This window comes from Allobosea sp. TWI1241 (assembly GCF_039673065.1).
Taxonomy (GTDB): Bacteria; Pseudomonadota; Alphaproteobacteria; order Rhizobiales; family Beijerinckiaceae; genus Allobosea.
This window is the reverse complement of record NZ_JBDJKW010000005.1, coordinates 69,490-85,270: the sequence shown is the minus strand read 5'-3', so window position 1 is coordinate 85,270 and position 15,781 is coordinate 69,490. Positions and strand designations below refer to the sequence as shown.

At 70.5% G+C, this 15,781-nt stretch carries 11 protein-coding genes; 8 read left to right on the top strand and 3 right to left on the bottom strand.

What is annotated here, in order from left to right; all coding sequences use genetic code 11:
- Positions 1–4: 4 nt before the first annotated feature.
- Complete coding sequence (locus ABE438_RS08635; protein WP_346502193.1) at positions 5–787, bottom strand: hypothetical protein; 783 nt, start codon at positions 785–787, stop codon at positions 5–7.
- Between the two features lie 103 nt (positions 788–890).
- Here ABE438_RS08635 and ABE438_RS08630 point away from each other — a divergent pair, with 103 nt between their 5' ends.
- The 6 genes from ABE438_RS08630 to ABE438_RS08605 all read left to right on the top strand — a co-directional run bounded on the left by ABE438_RS08630 (position 891) and on the right by ABE438_RS08605 (position 6,942).
- Positions 891–2,087, top strand: coding sequence for an MFS transporter (locus ABE438_RS08630; RefSeq protein WP_346502192.1), 1,197 nt, complete (start codon positions 891–893; stop codon positions 2,085–2,087).
- A gap of 28 nt (positions 2,088–2,115) precedes the next feature.
- Positions 2,116–3,261, top strand: coding sequence for an ABC transporter permease (locus ABE438_RS08625; RefSeq protein ID WP_346502191.1), 1,146 nt, complete (start codon positions 2,116–2,118; stop codon positions 3,259–3,261).
- A 10-nt stretch (positions 3,262–3,271) separates the two neighbouring features.
- Positions 3,272–4,102, top strand: a complete 831-nt coding sequence (locus ABE438_RS08620) for an ABC transporter ATP-binding protein (protein ID WP_346502190.1) — start codon at positions 3,272–3,274, stop codon at positions 4,100–4,102.
- Between the two features lie 8 nt (positions 4,103–4,110).
- Complete coding sequence (locus tag ABE438_RS08615; protein WP_346502189.1) at positions 4,111–5,244, top strand: MlaD family protein; 1,134 nt, start codon at positions 4,111–4,113, stop codon at positions 5,242–5,244.
- A gap of 124 nt (positions 5,245–5,368) precedes the next feature.
- A complete protein-coding gene (locus ABE438_RS08610) occupies positions 5,369–5,956 on the top strand; it encodes an ABC-type transport auxiliary lipoprotein family protein (protein ID WP_346502188.1) in 588 nt (195 codons plus the stop codon).
- A gap of 269 nt (positions 5,957–6,225) precedes the next feature.
- Entirely contained in the window at positions 6,226–6,942 is a 717-nt protein-coding gene (locus ABE438_RS08605; protein WP_346502187.1) for a DNA helicase, read from the top strand.
- A gap of 102 nt (positions 6,943–7,044) precedes the next feature.
- On the opposite strand, the gene ABE438_RS08600 is transcribed toward ABE438_RS08605, so the two are convergent.
- Positions 7,045–13,275 carry an apolipoprotein A-IV repeat region-like domain-containing protein gene (locus tag ABE438_RS08600; protein WP_346502186.1) on the bottom strand — a complete coding sequence of 2,077 codons (6,231 nt, stop codon included), beginning with the start codon at positions 13,273–13,275 and terminating at the stop codon, positions 7,045–7,047.
- Positions 13,276–13,542: 267 nt separating this feature from the next.
- Between ABE438_RS08600 and ABE438_RS08595 the strand changes: the two genes are divergently transcribed.
- On the top strand, positions 13,543–13,881 hold the full coding sequence (locus ABE438_RS08595; protein WP_346502185.1) for an Hpt domain-containing protein: 339 nt from the start codon (positions 13,543–13,545) through the stop codon (positions 13,879–13,881).
- Between the two features lie 183 nt (positions 13,882–14,064).
- Positions 14,065–14,385 carry a 2Fe-2S iron-sulfur cluster-binding protein gene (locus tag ABE438_RS08590; protein WP_346502184.1) on the top strand — a complete coding sequence of 107 codons (321 nt, stop codon included), beginning with the start codon at positions 14,065–14,067 and terminating at the stop codon, positions 14,383–14,385.
- 10 nt (positions 14,386–14,395) lie between these two features.
- Here ABE438_RS08590 and ABE438_RS08585 read toward each other — a convergent pair whose 3' ends face one another.
- Positions 14,396–15,625 (bottom strand): MFS transporter, encoded by a 1,230-nt coding sequence (locus tag ABE438_RS08585; protein ID WP_346502183.1) that lies wholly within the window; start codon positions 15,623–15,625, stop codon positions 14,396–14,398.
- Between the last annotated feature and the right edge of the window lie 156 nt (positions 15,626–15,781).

Below are 15,781 nucleotides of genomic sequence, written 5' to 3'. Positions count from 1 at the left end.
CCGCTCAGGCGAAGAAGCGCAGCCGGTCCTGCACTGGCAGCGCGCCGATCGCCCGCAGGTCGGCTTCCGAATAGCTGACATCGACACTGGCCGAGGTCGCCGCCGGCTCCTCGGGCAGGGGCTCCGGCTCGGCGCCCGGTTCCGCCAGCAGCAGGTCGCGCTCGCTGACCAGCGAGCTACCGCGTCGCCGTAGCCGCGCATGGTGCGAAGGCGCGCCGTCTGTCAGCGGCATGCGCGCCTGTGTCTCGACCTCGACCACGTCGATATCGGCCGGGTCGGTCGGCGAGTGCCGAGCCATGCCACGCGCGCCGGCGACCGCCATGGCGGGCATCGGCAGCGCCGGCTGGGCCGGCAGGCGGCCGAGCCGGGCGGCGACGGCCTCGATCGCCGAGGCCGCCAGATGGATCACGGTGCTGCGCCGGTCGATCCGGTCGCAGATCTCGCCGGCGCCGCCGCTCTCGCGCAGCGACCAGGCGGCTTCCTGGATGTCCTCGACGGCGGAGAGAATGCGGGCGGTGCAGTCCTGCACATGTGCGCTCAGCCCGGTGCCGTCGTCCACGGCGGGACGCGTGGGGGTCTCGCCGCCCGCCTCGCCGCCGCCTGCGGCCTCGCGGACGAAGCTGTCGAGCCGCTCGATCGCCGCGAGCACGGCGGTGGTGTCGGCCTGGCGGTTGCGGCGGGCGTATTCGGCGAGGAACCAGCGGCCGCGCCCCGTCTCCATCACGGCGGCGGCGATGGCCTCGTAGTCCATCTCGCTGAGCGGAGTCAGCGATCGCGTATCGCTCATGGCTAGCCTGCTCTCCGTGGGCTGGCCGAATCGCGACGCGCCGCCCCAAGATGCCCAAACGGCACGGTGCCGGGTGATTGTTTAAGAAATCGCTGCGGCGGGCATGTCCTCCCCTGATCCGAACCGGGCCGGTCCGCCCGCCTTCCTGGCGGGCCGTCTCTCGCTGATGCAGGCGACGAGCTTCGCCGGCATCGGATTCTACATGCCGTTCTTCCCGGTCTGGCTCGGCTCCAAGGGGCTCGGCGACGTCGAGATCGGCTATGTTCTGGCGGTACCGATCCTGGTGCGCGTCGTCGCCGCCTCCTGGATCACCGGCCTGGCCGACCGGCATCTGCCGCCGGTCCTGCTGCTCGCCCTGCTCAATGCGTGCGCCGCGGCGGCCTATCTCGGCCTGGCGGGGCTCGACGGGCTGCTGCCGATCGCGCTCGGCACCACGCTGGCGGCGGTCGCGCTCTCGGGCGTGGTGCCGCTCGCCGACATCCTCACCACCGCGCAGGTGCGCGCCGGCTGGCGCATCGACTACGGCAAGGTGCGGCTCTGGGGCTCGGTCGCCTTCGTGCTCTGCAACCTGCTCGGCGGCTATCTCGTCGCCCGCCACGGCGCCTGGCCGATTCCCTTCGTGCTCGCCGGCTGCAGCCTGCTCGCCGCGCTCGCCGCTCTGCAGGCGCCGCGGCCGCCGCCGCTCGACCTCGCAGCCGGGGAGGGCGGCACGCCCTCGTCCCGGCGCTTTCCGCCGGTGTTCTGGTTCGTCATCTTCGCCGCGGCGCTGGTCAACGCCAGCCATGCGGCGCTCTACGCCTTCGGCTCGCTGCACTGGCGCCGGCTTGGCATCGGCGACGAGCAGATCGGCCAGCTCTGGGCCGTCGCCGTCGTCGCCGAGATCGCGGTCTTCCTCGTCGCCGGGCGTATCGTTTCGCTCGGTACCGGCGGGCTGCGCTGGATCGCGCTCGGGGGGCTCGCCGCCATGTTGCGATTCGGGCTGATGGCGGCGGAGCCCGGCTTCGCCGTGACCGTGCTGCTTCAGCTCCTGCACGGAGTCACCTTCGCCTGCACGCATATGGGCGCGCTGGCCGCCGTGTCCGCGCTGGCGCCGGCGGGCCGGCGCGCCGCGGCGCAGGGTCGCCTCGTCGCGGCTGCCGCCCTGGCCATGGGCAGCCTGACCGTGCTCGCCGGCTATCTCTACCGCACCTTCGAGGCCGGCGCGTTTTTTGCGATGATTCCGGTCGCCGCGGCCGGAAGCGGCCTCGCCCTGCTTGCCATCGCGCGTCTGCGCAGCGATACAGGCCGGGGGCGAGCATAGTATTTCCGCGGGGAACGGACGGAGCTACATGGCTGTCGCCGACGACGCCGAGCCGCAGGCGGCCTATCGTGACGAGAGTGGCGCCCTCGCGATCACCCTCTCCGGGGACTGGACGGCCGTGCAGGCGCCCCGCCTCGAACCGCTTGTGGCGGAGATCGCCGCGCGCGTGCAGGCGGTCGCGACCGCGCAGCTCGACCTCTCCGGCATCGCCCGGCTCGACACGCTGGGCGCCTATCTGCTGCGCCGCCTCGAGCGCACCGCGCAGGAGGGCGGCGCCGAGGTCAGCCTGACCACCAGCCAGCCGGCCCACGCCACGCTGATGGAGGAGGTCAGCCTCAACCCGGCCGACTATCAGCCGCCGAGTACCGTGCTCGGCCCCGTCGACATCCTCGCCAATGTCGGACGCGCGGTGACGCGCTTCGGCCGCGACATGGTCGGCGGCGCGGTGTTCCTCGGCGAGGTGATGACCGCCTGCCTCAGCGTGCTGCTCGGCCCGCGCCGCTTCCGCGGCCCCTCGCTGGTCAACCAGATCGAGCTGATCGCCTTCAGCGGCGCGCCGATCATCATCCTGATCTCGTTCCTGGTCGGCTGCATCGTCGCCCAGCAGGGCATCTTCCAGCTCCAGCAGTTCGGCGCGACCGTCTTCGTGGTGAACCTCACCGGCATCCTGATCCTGCGCGAGCTCGCGGTGCTGCTGACCTCGATCATGGTCGCCGGCCGCTCGGGCTCGGCTTTCACCGCCGAGATCGGCTCGATGAAGATGCGCGAGGAGATCGACGCGCTGCGGGTGATGGGGCTCGACCCGATCGAGGTGCTGGTGGTGCCGCGCATCATGGCGCTGGTGATCTCGCTGCCGATCCTCACCTTCATCTCGACCATGTCGGGGCTGTTCGGCGCCGGGCTGGTCTCCTGGCTCTATGGCGGCATCGGGCTCGACACCTTCGTCGAGCGCCTGAAATCGGTGATCACCTGGAAGCATTTCGCGGTGGGCCTGATCAAGGCGCCGTTCATGGCCTTCATGATCGGCCTGATCGCCTCGATCGAGGGGCTCGCCGTCAAGGGCTCGGCCGAATCGCTCGGCCGGCAGGTCACCGCCTCGGTGGTGAAGGCGATCTTCATGGTGATCGTCGTCGACGGCCTGTTCGCCATGTTCTTCGCCTCGATCAATTTCTGAGCGGATCCCGATGCGTGACGATTCGCAGCTTCAGGCCGGCACGGCCCAGCCCGATCCCGAGGACGGGCAGGAGGCGGTGATCCGCGTGCGCGACCTCAAGGTCGCGTTCGGCGACAAGGTCATCATGGACGGGCTCGACCTCGACGTCAGGCGCGGCGAGATCCTGGGCTTCGTCGGCGGCTCGGGCACCGGCAAGTCGGTGCTGACCCGCACCATTCTCGGCCTTGTGCGCAAGCAGCGTGGCACGATCGAGGTCTTCGGCGAGGATGTCGACAAGCTTGACAGCAGCCATCGCAGCCGGCTCGAGCGCCGCTTCGGCGTGATGTTCCAGCACGGCGCGCTGTTCTCGGCGCTCAGCGTCAAGCAGAACATCCAGGTGCCGATGCGCGAATATCTCCAGCTCTCGCCCCGGCTGATGGACGAGCTCGCCATGCTCAAGCTCGAGATGGTCGGCCTCAACCCGGACGCCGCCGACAAGTCGCCCTCCGAGCTCTCGGGCGGCATGATCAAGCGCGCGGCCCTGGCGCGCGCGCTCGCCCTCGACCCCGAGATCGTCTTCCTCGACGAGCCGACATCCGGGCTCGATCCGGTCGGCGCGGCGGAGTTCGACGCGCTGATCATGACGCTGAAGCAGACTTTGGGCCTGACCGTGTTCATGGTAACCCATGACCTCGACAGTCTTTTCGTCGCCTGCGACAGGATCGCGGCGCTGGCCGACAAGCATGTCATCGCGGTGGGACCGCTGGCGACCATGCTGGCGTCGGACCATCCCTGGTTGAAGGCCTATTTCGGTGGCGAACGGGCGCTGGCGCGCCTGCCCAAGCAAGACATGAGGACCTGAACGGCACCATGGAGTCGCGCGCCAATTACGCTCTTGTCGGGCTGTTCACGCTGGCGGTGATCGCGGCGATGTTCGGTTTCGCCTTCTGGTTCAGCAGCACCGGCACCGGCCGCAAGCAGGATGTCCGCGTGGTGTTCACCGGCTCTGTAACCGGCCTCGGCCGCGGCTCCAGCGTGCTGTTCAACGGCCTGCGCGTCGGCGAGGTCAAGCAGATCGGGCTGCAGCCCGACGATCCGCGCCGCATCTACGGCGTCATCGAGGTCGAGAGCACCACGCCGCTGCGCGTCGACACCCGCGCCCGCATCGAGGCGCAGGGCCTGGCCGGCGTCGTGGCGCTGCAGCTGATCGGCGGCGATTCGGATGCCGCCGTGCTGCAGGCCCAGCCGGGCGAGCCGCTGCCGACCATCTATGCCGAGCGTTCCGAGTTCCAGGACATCATCGAATCGGTCCGCAACGTCGCCCGCAAGGCCGACGAGGTGCTGGGCAGCCTGGACGGGCTGATCAAGGAGAACGCCGGCTCGATCAGCACCACCGTCCGCAATGTCGAGAAGTTCTCGAGCGCGCTCGGCAACAATGCCGACGGCGTCGACAAGCTGATGGCGAGCTTCGGCCAGATCGCCGAGACGATCAGCCCGCTCACCCAGAAGTTGGGTACGCTCAGCGAGGAGCTCACCGCCACGGTGCGCGCCATCGACCAGAAGAAGATCGCCGGCATCGTCGACAATATCGACAAGTTCACCGCGGCCCTCGGCGGTTCCAGCGCCGACGTCTCGAAGACGGTGCGCGAGGTCGCCTCGATCACCGAGAAGCTCAACCGCGCGGCCGACCAGGTCGAGGGCGTGCTCAAGGCCGCCCAGTCCTTCCTCAACGCCGAGGACGGGCAGGGCGCGCTCGCCGAGGTCGGCAACGCCGCCAAGTCGATCCGCGTGCTCGCCGACAATCTCGACAAGCGCACCGCCGAGATCACCACCGGCATCAACCGCTTTACCGGCCCGGGCCTGCGCGATTTCGAATCGCTGGCGGCCGACGGGCGGCGCACGCTCTCCGATCTCGACCGGACGCTGCGCAACCTGCAGCGTAATCCGCAGCAGTTCATCTTCGGCGGGCGGCCGCCGCTGCCGCAATACGGGGGCTCCCGCTGAGATCGCCGCAGCCTGCTCGTTGGGGGCGGCGAGGGGCTGCGTATCTGTCGCTGCATCGTTTATCGCCGGGGACTGGATTTCCCTTCCCGGCCCGATGCGTTAGGTCGGAATCGTGATGCGAGACATGTCCAAACTGCCCGCCCTTCGCCTTCCCCTCGTCGCCCTCGCGGTCTCGCTCGCCCTGGCGGGCTGCGGCGGCGGCGCGGCGCCCACCACCTTCGACCTCTCGGCGCCGAGCGATTTCGGCCGGGTCGGCGGCTCGCGCGCCACGCTGATCGTCGCCGAGCCGACGACGGTGCAGGCGCTCGATTCCGACCGCATGATCGTGCGCGACGGCAGCGGCTCGCTCTCCTTCCTCGGCGGCGCGCAATGGGCCGACCGGGTGCCGCGCCTCGTCCAGACGCGCCTGATCCAGACCTTCGAGAACGGCAGCCGCATCGGCTCGGTCAGCCGGCCGGGCGAGCGGATCGTGCCCGATCTCCAGCTCAATACCGACATACGCAGCTTCAATATCGACGCGCCCTCCGGCCAGGCCGTGGTCGAGATCACCGCCAAGCTGGTCGGCGACCGCAACGGCAAGATCCAGCGCGCCAAGCTGTTCAGCGCGCGCGTGCCGAGCGTCGCCGGCGACGGCGGCGCGGCCGCACAGGCGCTCGACCGGGCGCTCTCGCAGGTGATGATCGAGATCGTCCGCTGGGCCGGCCGGGGCTGAGCTTAAGGGGTGTCTGGCCGGTTATGTCGCCGGCCCACCCCACGTTAAAGCTGCCCGCGGCGCGAAGGGCCGGGTTGGGCGTCGTGGACGATGCGGCTGGCGTCTTCCAATCCGGCGAATCTCCGCTAGATTCCCGTCAGGCGTCGCCCACGCCTCCCCCCTCCAGCCGGGGCAGCACCATCGTGCAGGGCTTCGCCATCATCTCACCGACTATTCGGGTCTACGCATGAGGAGGGATTGCGACGGTCACCCGCGATAGGAGGTTCGTGATGAGATTATCCGCTCCGGTTCGTCGCCTCAGGCATCGTGCGAGGCAATTGGCGCGTTCAGAGGGAATTCCTCTGCATGCGGCGCTGGACCGCGTCGCCGCCGGTGAGGGCTTCGCCCGCTGGAGCCTGCTGGTGGCGAAGGCATCGGCGCTCGATAGGGTCAGCGGGGTGCTGGCGCATCTCAGCCATGGCGACATGCTCCTGCTGGGCGCACGGCCGGGGCAGGGCAAGACCCTGTTCGGTTTCGGCTTGATGGCGGCCGCGATGAGGGCGGGCCGCAGCGCTGCGCTCTTCACCCTGGAGGAGACGGCAGGCGACGTCATCGCGCGGTTTCGAGCGATGGGCATCGAACCATCGGCCTTGGAGCCCCGCTTTCGGCTGGAGGATGCCGACGAGATCAGCGCGTCCCTGATCACGGCGAAACTGGCGAGCGCACCGCCCGGAACGATTGCGACGATCGACTATCTGCAGCTGCTCGATCAGAGGCGCGACAAGCCTGCGTTGAGCGAGCAGGTTGCGGTGCTGCGACGCTTCGCCCGAGAGAGGGGCGTGATCCTGATCTTCCTCTCGCAGATCGACCGGTCCTACGACCCGTCCGCCAAGCCGTTTCCCGATCTCACCGACATCCGGCTGCCGAATCCGCTCGATCTCGGATTGTTCAGTAAGGCGTGTTTCCTGAACGAGGGGGCGATGCGTTTCGAGAACGGCCTGCACTGAGGCGTGCTGCACGCCGTTCCGGCGCGAAGGCCGTTGCCTGCAGAAAAGGAAAGGCCGCGCCTCCCGGAGCGGCCTTTCGTCGTTTCGGCCTGTCTGCGCCGCTTACTCGAAGCGCCCGCTGGCATGGGCCAGCATGGTGTAGACCTTGCCGGTCTCCGAGGTCAGGTAGGTCTTGGCCACCATCGAGTCGCGGTCGTCCTTGGCCGCTTCGCCGAGCAGGCGCTCGAACTCCTCGATATAGCGGTCGACCGTCTCCTTGAACTCGCTGTCGCGGCGGTACTTGCGACGGATCTCGTCGAAGGTCTGCTGGCCCTGCAGCGTGTAGAGCCGGCGCGTGAAGACGTTGCGCTCACCCCGCTTGTAGCGGTCCCAGAGCTCGACGGCCGCGTCATGGTCGATCATCCGGGCGATGTCGACCGAGAGCGAATCGAGCTTCTCGATGCTGTGGGCGGTCGGCTTCGACGCCTCCGGCTCGCGGTCGTCGCGCGAGGCGCGGTTGAGCAGGTCGGAGAGCCAGCCCGTCTTGGCGACGGGGGCGGCCTCGACCGGCTTGCGCGTCTCGGCGCGAGCGGCGGCCTGCGGCGCCGGCTGGGCCGGGGTCGGGTCGATCGAGGCGCGCAGCGGCTCGGTCAGGGCAGGGGCCCGCGGGCTCTCCACCGCGACGGCGGTCGCCGTGGTGGTGGCGGGGAAGGCGGCCGGGCGCCGGCTGGCGCTCTCCGGCGCGGGCCGGGTCACGTCCATGCTGCGGCCGGAGCGGCTGACGATCTCGGTCAGTTCGTTGAGCGCCTTGATCTGGTCGGCCACGACGCGGCGCATGGCGGCGGTCGATTCCTGCGTCTCGCGCGGCAGGTCGAGCACGCCGCGCTTGAGCTCGGAGCGGGTCGCCTCCAGCTCCTGCTGGATGGCGGCCGACATCGCACGCATCTCGTCGGCGGAGCTCTGGAAGCGCTCGGTGACCTTGGCGATCTCCGCGCCGACCTCGCCGACGACCTGCTCGTAGGAGGCGCGCAGGGCCTGCGCGATGCGTTCGCGCTCGCGGCCCGTCGCGGTGCGGATCGTGTCGAACTGCTGGGTAATCGCCCCGCTGGCGACCTCTGCCGACTCGGTGAGCAGGCTGCCGATCTGGCGGGTGCGCTCCTGAGCCGAGCCGAGCGATTCGTCGAGCGAGGAGGCGAAGCCGCGGGTGATCTCGCCGATCTCGTCGGTGCGGCTGGAGATCAGCGTGTGCAGTTGCTCCAGCGCGTCCTTGCGCTCGGCGAGCGCGTTGCCGACCCGGGCCTCGACCTGCTCCAGACGCTGGGCGACGGCATTGAGGGCCGCCGTGTTGGTCTGGGTGGTCTCGGTCATCGAGGAGCCCTGCTCGTCGATGCGGCTGATCAGCTCGGCGGTGTCGCGCAGCGTGCCCTCGGCGAAGCCCTTGAGCATCTGGACCTGGTTGCCGACCTCCATGGACGTGCGGCCCGTCTCCTCGACCACGGTCGAGAGCACGGATTGCAGCTCCTCGACGCGGCTCGACAGGCTGCTCTCGATCGCCACGAGGTTCTTGTTCGCGCCGGTGACGATCTGCTGCATCAGTTTGTTGGCCTCGGCCAGGCGGCCGAGCATGCCGCCGAGCTCGGTGCGCAGCTGGTCGTTGGTCTGGAGCAGCGCCTCGACGGACTGGCCGGTGCCGGTCTCGATGGTCTCGCGCAGCTGGGTCGAAGCGGCGTCGAGCGCGGCGGCGATCTCGGCGCCGTGGTCGCGCAGGCCGGCGACCAGCGAGCCGCTGCGGCCCTCCAGGTCGCGCACCAGCGTCTCGGCCGTGCCGGCGATCTCGCCGACGATGGCCGCGCCGCGCTGGCCGACCGTCTCGACGATGCGGCTGCCGCTCTCTTCGAACAGGGTGCGCAGCGCCTCGGTACGGCTGTCGAGCGCGTTCGCGATCTGGCCGGAGCCGGCGTCGAGCCGCGCCGCGATCTGGTTGCCGCGGCGGTCGAGCACCTCGACCACGCCCTGGCCCTTTTCGTCGAACAGGGCGCGCAGGTCCTCGCTGCGGGCGCCGAAGCTGGCGGCGATCTCGGTCGCCTTGGCCTCGAGCGTGTCGATCACGCGCGTGCCGCTGCTGCCCAGCGCAACCACCATGCCGCTGCCCTTGTCGTCGAACAGGGCGCGCAGCTCCTCGGTGCGGTGGCCGAAGCCGTCGGCCAGCTCGTCGGCCTTGCTCTGCAGGGTCTGGACGAGGCGGGTGCCGCTCTCGCCGAGGGCGGCGACCAGGCTGCTGCCCTTGTCCTCGAACAGGGCGTGCAGCTCCTGCGTGCTCGCGCCGAGCGTGGCCGAGATCGCGCTGGAGGTCGACTGCAGCCGCTCGGCGATCTCCGAGCCGCGGGCGTCGAGCGTGCCGGAGACGCTGTCGAGCCGGCCGACCACGCGCTCCTCGAAGCGCGCCACGCTCTGGTCGAGCGTGTCGGCGATCTGCAGGGCGCGGCCGCCCAGCGTCGCGTTGATGGAATCGGCCTTCTCGGCCAGCGTCTGGGTCAGCGCCTCGCTCTTGGAGGTGACGATCTCGCCGATCTCGTCGGCCTTGGCCGCCAGCGCGCGCGTGACCTCGCGGCCGCCCTCCGCCATGACGCGGGCGATGTCGACCGTGCGCTCGACCAGCGCCTCGTTGAGCGCCGTGGCGCGGGAGCCGAGATTGCCGTCGATGCGCGCGATCAGCCCGTCCAGCGAGGTCGCGATCTCGGCGCTCTTGGCGCTGGAACGCTCCTCGAAGATGCGGATCTGGTTCTCCATGGCCGCCGCCGCATCCTGCGTGCGGGTGGTCATGATCTCCGCCGCCTGCTGCGAGCGCTCGCCGATGCGCTCGGCCAGCTCCTGCGCCTCGGTGCCGAGCAGCTTCTCGACCTGCGACAGGCGCGTCGTGACCGTGTCGGTGAAGCGATGTGCATCGCCGGCGATGCGCTCGGCAAGGGCACCACCGCGGGTGACGATGATCTCCTGGAAGCCGCCGAGGCGGGCGCTGAGATTGGCCTCGATCTCGCGACCCTGCACATCGAACAGCCGGTTGAGCGCGTCATGGCGGCTGGCGAGCAGCTCGTTGAGCGCCTGCGAGCGCTCGTCGACCGAGCGCAGCAGCGAGGCGGCGTTGGCGGCCAGGGCCTCGTTGACGCGGCCGCCCTGCTGGGTCAGCGCGATCATCACGTCCTTGCCGGTCGAGGCCAGCAGCCCGCTGGCCTGCTCGGCCTGCGAGGTGAAGCTCTCGCGCAGAGCCTTGGCGGCCTCGTCGACGCGCTCGGCGACCAGGCGGCCGTCGAGGTTGATCGTGTCGGACAGCGCGCGGTTGGCGGCGGCGAGACGCGCGGCGAGTTCCTCGCCCTGCGTGCCGAGCAGCGCGTGGACCTCGCTGCCGGTGGCGGTGAGGCCGGCGATGATGCTCTCGCGCTGGCTGCCGAGCAGGCTGACGACCTCATTGCCGGTGTCGTTGAGGCGGGCGATGAAGCCGGCCTGCTGATCGTCGAACACTGCGCGCGCGCTCTGGCTCGCGGCGTTGATGCGGGCGGCGATCGCCTCGCCCTGTTCGCCGAGCTGCTCCTGCAGCGTCTGGCCGGCTTCGGCCAGCTTGCCGATCAGGGCGCCGCTGCGCTCCGCCAGCAGGCCGTGGACCGAGCGGCCGACATCGGCGACGCGGGTGACCAGCGCCTGGCTCTGGCCCGAGAGCAGCTCCTGCATGTCCTGGCCGGTGGCCAGCACGCGGCCGGCCAGCGCCTCGCTCTCGGCCGCGAGCAGCTTGCGCACGCCCGAGCCGGCTTCGGCGAGCTGGAGGATGAGGTTTTCGCGCTGCTCGCTGATCGCCGACTGCACGTCGGCGCCGACCTCGGCGAGGCGGCTGGCGAGGCCTTCGCCGCGCTCGCCGAGCGCGGTGTGGATCTCCTGACCGACCTCGGAGAGGCGGCCGACCAGACGGTCGCCCTTGTCGCCGAGCGTGCCCTCGACCTCGCGGCTGACCGCGGCGAGGCGATCGACCAGCCCGCCGCCGCGCTCATCGATCGCGGTCTCGACGCCGCGGGTGACCTCGGCCAAGCGGGTGACGAGCCCGTCGCCGCGCGCGCCGATGGCGTTCTCGATCTCGCGGGTGACATCGGAGAGACGGGTGACCAGGTCCTCGCTGCGCGAGCCGATGACCTGCTGGACCTCCTGCGTGACCTCGGCGAGGCGGGCGAGCAGCCCGTCGCCGCCGGAGCCGATCGCCTGCTCGACGTCACGGCTGACGCCGGCCAGACGCTCGACCAGCCCCTCGGCGCGGGCGCCGAGCGCGTCCTGCATGCTGCGGCCGACCTCGGAGAGGCGCTCGACCAGCGTGTCGCCCTGCGAGCCGATGGCGCCGCGCACTTCATGCCCGACATCGGAGAGGCGGGTGACGAGGCTGCCGGCCTCTTCCGAGAACAGGCTGTGGACGGTGGCGCCGACGGCGGAGATCCGCGAGGTCAGCTCCTCGCCGCGCTCGCCGATCACCGTATCGAGGCTGCGGCCGGCTTCGTCGAAGCGCAGGATGATGGAATCGCTGCGCTCGCGCAGCAGCCCGTCGACGGTCTGCACCGTCTCGGTCAGGCGGCCGACCAACTCCTCGCTCTGCTTGCCCAGCAGCGCGTGGACGGTGTCGCCGGCCTGCTGGATGCGCGAGGCGACCAGCTCGTTCTGCTTGCCGAGCAGCGAATGCACGCCGCGGCCGACCTCGGCCAGGCGGGTGGTGACGCTCTCGCCTTCCTCCGACAGGGTGGAGCGCAGCGTCTCGCCGGTCTCGGCGAGGCGGCTGGTGAGGCTCTGGCCCTCGACGGCGATCGAGCTGCGCACCGCTTCGCCGGTCTCTGCCAGGCGCGAGGTGACGCTGCCACCCTCGTCGGCGATCGCCGAGCGCAGGGTCTCGCCGGTCTCGGCGAGGCGGCGGGTCAGGTCGCCGCTCTGGCGCTCGATCAGCTCGGCCAGGCTGTTGCCGCTCTGCTCGAAGCGCTCGGCGACCAGCGTGCCGCGCTGCGAAATCTCCTGGGCGAGTGTCTCGCCGGTGCTGCGCAGCGTCTCGTTAACGGTCTCGGCGCGGCTGGCCAGCGATTCCGCGACCTGCGAGCCGGTCTCGCTGATGGCGCGGGTGACGTCGCGGGCGCCGGCGGTCAGGCCCTCGGTCAGCACGGCGCCGGTGCGCTCGAGCGAGGAGGAAATGTCCTGCACGCGGCTGTCGATCAGCGCCGCGACGCTCTCGCTGGCCGTGGTGAGCTTGGTGCCGACCTCGCCGGAGGTGATCTGCAGGCGCTCGACCAGCTCGTTGCCGCGCCCGCCGATCTCGTCGACCATGCGCTCGCCGGCCCGGCCCAGCGCGATGGTGATCTGGTCGCCCTTCTCGGTGAGGGTGGAGGTCACGCGCTCGCCGGCCTGCGACACCGCCTCCGAGATCGAGCGGCTGGCGGTCTCGAGGTTCTTGCTGATGGTCTCGTGGGCGCCGCTGATGGCGAACTTCACGCGCTCGGCATTGCCGACCACGGATTCGCGCTGCGTCACCAGTTCGTCGATCAGGGCACGCAGCCGGATCTCGTTGTCGGCATAGGCGCGCTCCAGCGTGGCGATCTCGCCGCGCACGATGGTCTCCAGCTCGCCGGCGCGGGCGACCGCGCGCTCGATGCCGTCGCCCATGGCGGCGACCTCGCGGCGGATGGTCTGGCTCAGCGACAGCACGGAATCGCCGGCCACCACCTCGGGCTCGGCCAGGCGGAGCGCGACCTCGGTCATGGCGCGCGAGACCAGGCGCATCTCCTGGGTGCGACGGTAGAGCGCGGCGAGGACGAAGAAGAAGACGATGGGCGCGCCGATGGCGAGCGCCATCAGGATCCACTCGCCGGCGCCCCAGGCGGCCAGCGTCGGCGGCAGGCCGTCGGTGAAGGAGCCGTAGCGGCTGACGAGCGCGAAGGCGGACGCGCCCAGCCAGGCGACGGCGGCGAGCGCGGCGAAGACGTAGGGGCGAGCGGACGGGCGGGCGGAGAAGGCCTGGACGAGCGAGCTGGAATCGCGGCGGTCGTCATTGGCGACGCGGCTGGTGTCGGGCGCGATGGCCGGCCGGGCGCGCGGGGCCGGCTGGGCGCTCTCCGGCTGGGCGGCTGCGGAAGCGGCGGGAGCCGCCGGCGGGGCGGCGGGCAGGGCGGGGGCGGATTCCACCCTCGGCAGTTCGAGCTTGAGGTCGCCGGCGCCGGGCAGCTTGCCGCCATCGGAGCCCGCCGGACGCTCGCCCTGCGGCTGGTCCAGCTTCAGGGCCTCCTCGATCGCCGACATCGCCGCTTCGGTCGGATCCTGGAGCTTGGTTTGCCGGGTCATGAATGCCGCCTCGCTACGCTACTGACGACGGGGTCGCGCATCGCGTGCCCGTCACCCTCCGGCAAACTGGGCCGGAAAGCGTGCGGGGACAAGACGCCCATCGTTTACTCGGTTGAAGGGTAGTTGAGGCAGTGAGGGATGGAAACCCGATTGCCGGCGGGATTCACAAACGTCGTTAACGCCTCGTTCACCATAAAAGCGCTTGCTGAGAGATTGCGCTACCGCGGCGGGAGAGCGCTCGCGCGCCCCGAAATCGAGTGATCCGACATGTCCCAGTCAGCCATCGACACCGAGCACCTGTCGCGCCAGACCGGCGGCGACCTCGCGCTGGAGCGCGAGCTCCTCGGCCTCTTCGCCCAGCAATGCGTGCGGCACCTGCGCACCATCCACAGCGCCGAGGATCCGGCGGCACGGCGCGACGCCGCCCACACGCTGAAGGGCGCGGCGCGCGCCATCGGTGCGTGGCAGGTGGCCGAGGCCGCCGATCTGGTCGAGCAGCAGCTGGCGCTGCCGCCCTGCGCCAAGCTGGAAAACCGCATGGACGCGCTGGCGCTGGCGGCGGCCGAGGCCCGGGCCGTGATCGCCAGGCTCGATCTCGCCGCCTGAAACCGGCCCGTCACAGGGCCGTTTCGCAGCCCTTGGAAATCCTCTAGAGACAGGGCGGCCGCGGGTTCCCCCGAGGGCCGTTCCTCCCGGCCGACGCGCGAGGCGCCGCGGTTCGCGATCGCGAGCCCGTCTCCGCCAGGCCCTGACAGCAGCGAACCCGCCGGCGGCGGGCCGGAGTCGAGCATGGCCAAGATCACCTTCATCGATGCGCAGGGCACCGCACGCACCGTCGAGGGCGAAACCGGCGCGACCGTGATGGAGGTCGCCATCCGCAACGGCGTGCCGGGCGTCGAGGCCGAATGCGGCGGCGCCTGCGCCTGCGCCACCTGCCATGTCTATGTCGACGACGCCTGGGCCGAGGCGGTCGGCGGGCCCGAGCCGATGGAGGAGGACATGCTGGACTTCGCCTATGATGTCCGCCCGACCTCGCGGCTCTCCTGCCAGATCCGCGTCCGCGACGATCTCGACGGCCTCGTGGTCCGCACGCCCGAGCGCCAGGGCTGAGCCCCGGCGCTCAGCCGCCCTCGGCCCGCGGCTTAAGCGTGGTCTCGCGTCCCACCTCGGGATGGCGGGGCACCAGCAGCGACAGGCCGAGCGAGACCGTCGCCACCGCCGCGCCGATATAGAAGACGATCGCCGGATCGCGGATCCAGATCAGCCCGAAGGTGATCGGCAGGAAGACCGCGGCGATGTGGTTGATGGTGAACGCCACCGCCGAGGTGGGCGCGATGTCGGCCGGGTCGGCGATCTTCTGGAAATAGGTGCGCTGCGCCAGGACGAGCGTGAAGAACACGCCGTCGACCACGAAGAGCGCGCCGGCGACCGTCGCGCCCCGCGCGCCGAACACGCCATGGCTCGCCAGCGCGTAGCCGATGAAGACCGCGACCAGCGACAGGTTCTCGAGCTGGATCGTGGCGCGCTCGCCGATGCGCCCGACCAGGCTGCCGAGCATCGGGCCGGCCACGGTGTTGATGCCATAGGTGACGAGGAACAGCGTCGCGGTGGCGGCGACGTCGTAGCCGAAGCGCTCGACCAGCAGAAAGCCGCCGAAGGCCATGAATATCTGGCGCCGGGCGCCGGACATGAAGGTCAGCGCGTAATAGAGCCAGTAGCGCTTGCGCAGCACGAAGCCCTTGTTCTGCGGCACCGTGCCCTGGAAGCGCGGGAACAGCGCCATGGCGACCAGGATCAGCACCATGGTGACAAGGCCGGCGCCGAGGAACACCGTCTCATAGGCCGGCTGCCAGATCGTCCAGATCAGCGCGATGCCGCCGAAGGCCGAGAGCTGGGCCACGGCCGAGGCGCCGGCGATCCGGCCGAGCAGGCGCGGCGCCTCGGCTTTCGGTAGAAGCTGCAGCTGCAGCGACTGCTGGGCCGTCTCGTAATAGTGGAAGCCGATCGACATGATCGTCGTGGTCAGCAGCAGGCCGCCCAGGCTCGGGAAGAAGCCGGTCAGCGCGATACCGATGCCGAGCGTCAGCAGGCTGAGATAGGCCAGGACCTGCTCGCGCATGATCCAGAACAGGATGATCGCGGTGAAGGCCAGGAAACCGGGAATCTCGCGCACCGATTGCAGCACGCCGATGTCCTGGCCGGTGAAGCCGGCGGCCTCCTTGGCGAAGTTGTTGATCAGCGCGCTCCAGCTGGCGAAGCCGAACCAGTTGACGAAGGCCAGCACCATCAGGAAGCTGGTCGGCGAAGCGAGCAGGCCGGCGGGCCGTCGCGAGGGAGAGGCGTTCGACATCGGCGGGTCCAGGGTCGGCCGGAGCGCGGTCGCGAGGGCCGTTGGGACTGTCGGCCGCGGCGGTGGCGGCCGTCAAATTCCGTTGCGTCATGGCATGCATGCGCGGCGCCGGTTGATCTAACGCAAAGACCCCGCGCCGGCGCGGCGCGAGGGTGC

Bases quoted from the DNA above. Each gene is read 5' to 3' on its own strand.
- ABE438_RS08620 (WP_346502190.1), top strand. From the start codon at position 3,272: ATGCGTGACGATTCGCAGCTTCAGGCCGGCACGGCCCAGCCCGATCCC.
- ABE438_RS08595 (WP_346502185.1), top strand. From the start codon at position 13,543: ATGTCCCAGTCAGCCATCGACACCGAGCACCTGTCGCGCCAGACCGGC.
- ABE438_RS08625 (WP_346502191.1), top strand. From the start codon at position 2,116: ATGGCTGTCGCCGACGACGCCGAGCCGCAGGCGGCCTATCGTGACGAG.
- ABE438_RS08600 (WP_346502186.1), bottom strand. From the start codon at position 13,275: ATGACCCGGCAAACCAAGCTCCAGGATCCGACCGAAGCGGCGATGTCG.
- ABE438_RS08615 (WP_346502189.1), top strand. From the start codon at position 4,111: ATGGAGTCGCGCGCCAATTACGCTCTTGTCGGGCTGTTCACGCTGGCG.
- ABE438_RS08635 (WP_346502193.1), bottom strand. From the start codon at position 787: ATGAGCGATACGCGATCGCTGACTCCGCTCAGCGAGATGGACTACGAG.
- ABE438_RS08630 (WP_346502192.1), top strand. From the start codon at position 891: ATGTCCTCCCCTGATCCGAACCGGGCCGGTCCGCCCGCCTTCCTGGCG.
- ABE438_RS08610 (WP_346502188.1), top strand. From the start codon at position 5,369: ATGTCCAAACTGCCCGCCCTTCGCCTTCCCCTCGTCGCCCTCGCGGTC.
- ABE438_RS08590 (WP_346502184.1), top strand. From the start codon at position 14,065: ATGGCCAAGATCACCTTCATCGATGCGCAGGGCACCGCACGCACCGTC.
- ABE438_RS08605 (WP_346502187.1), top strand. From the start codon at position 6,226: ATGAGATTATCCGCTCCGGTTCGTCGCCTCAGGCATCGTGCGAGGCAA.
- ABE438_RS08585 (WP_346502183.1), bottom strand. From the start codon at position 15,625: ATGTCGAACGCCTCTCCCTCGCGACGGCCCGCCGGCCTGCTCGCTTCG.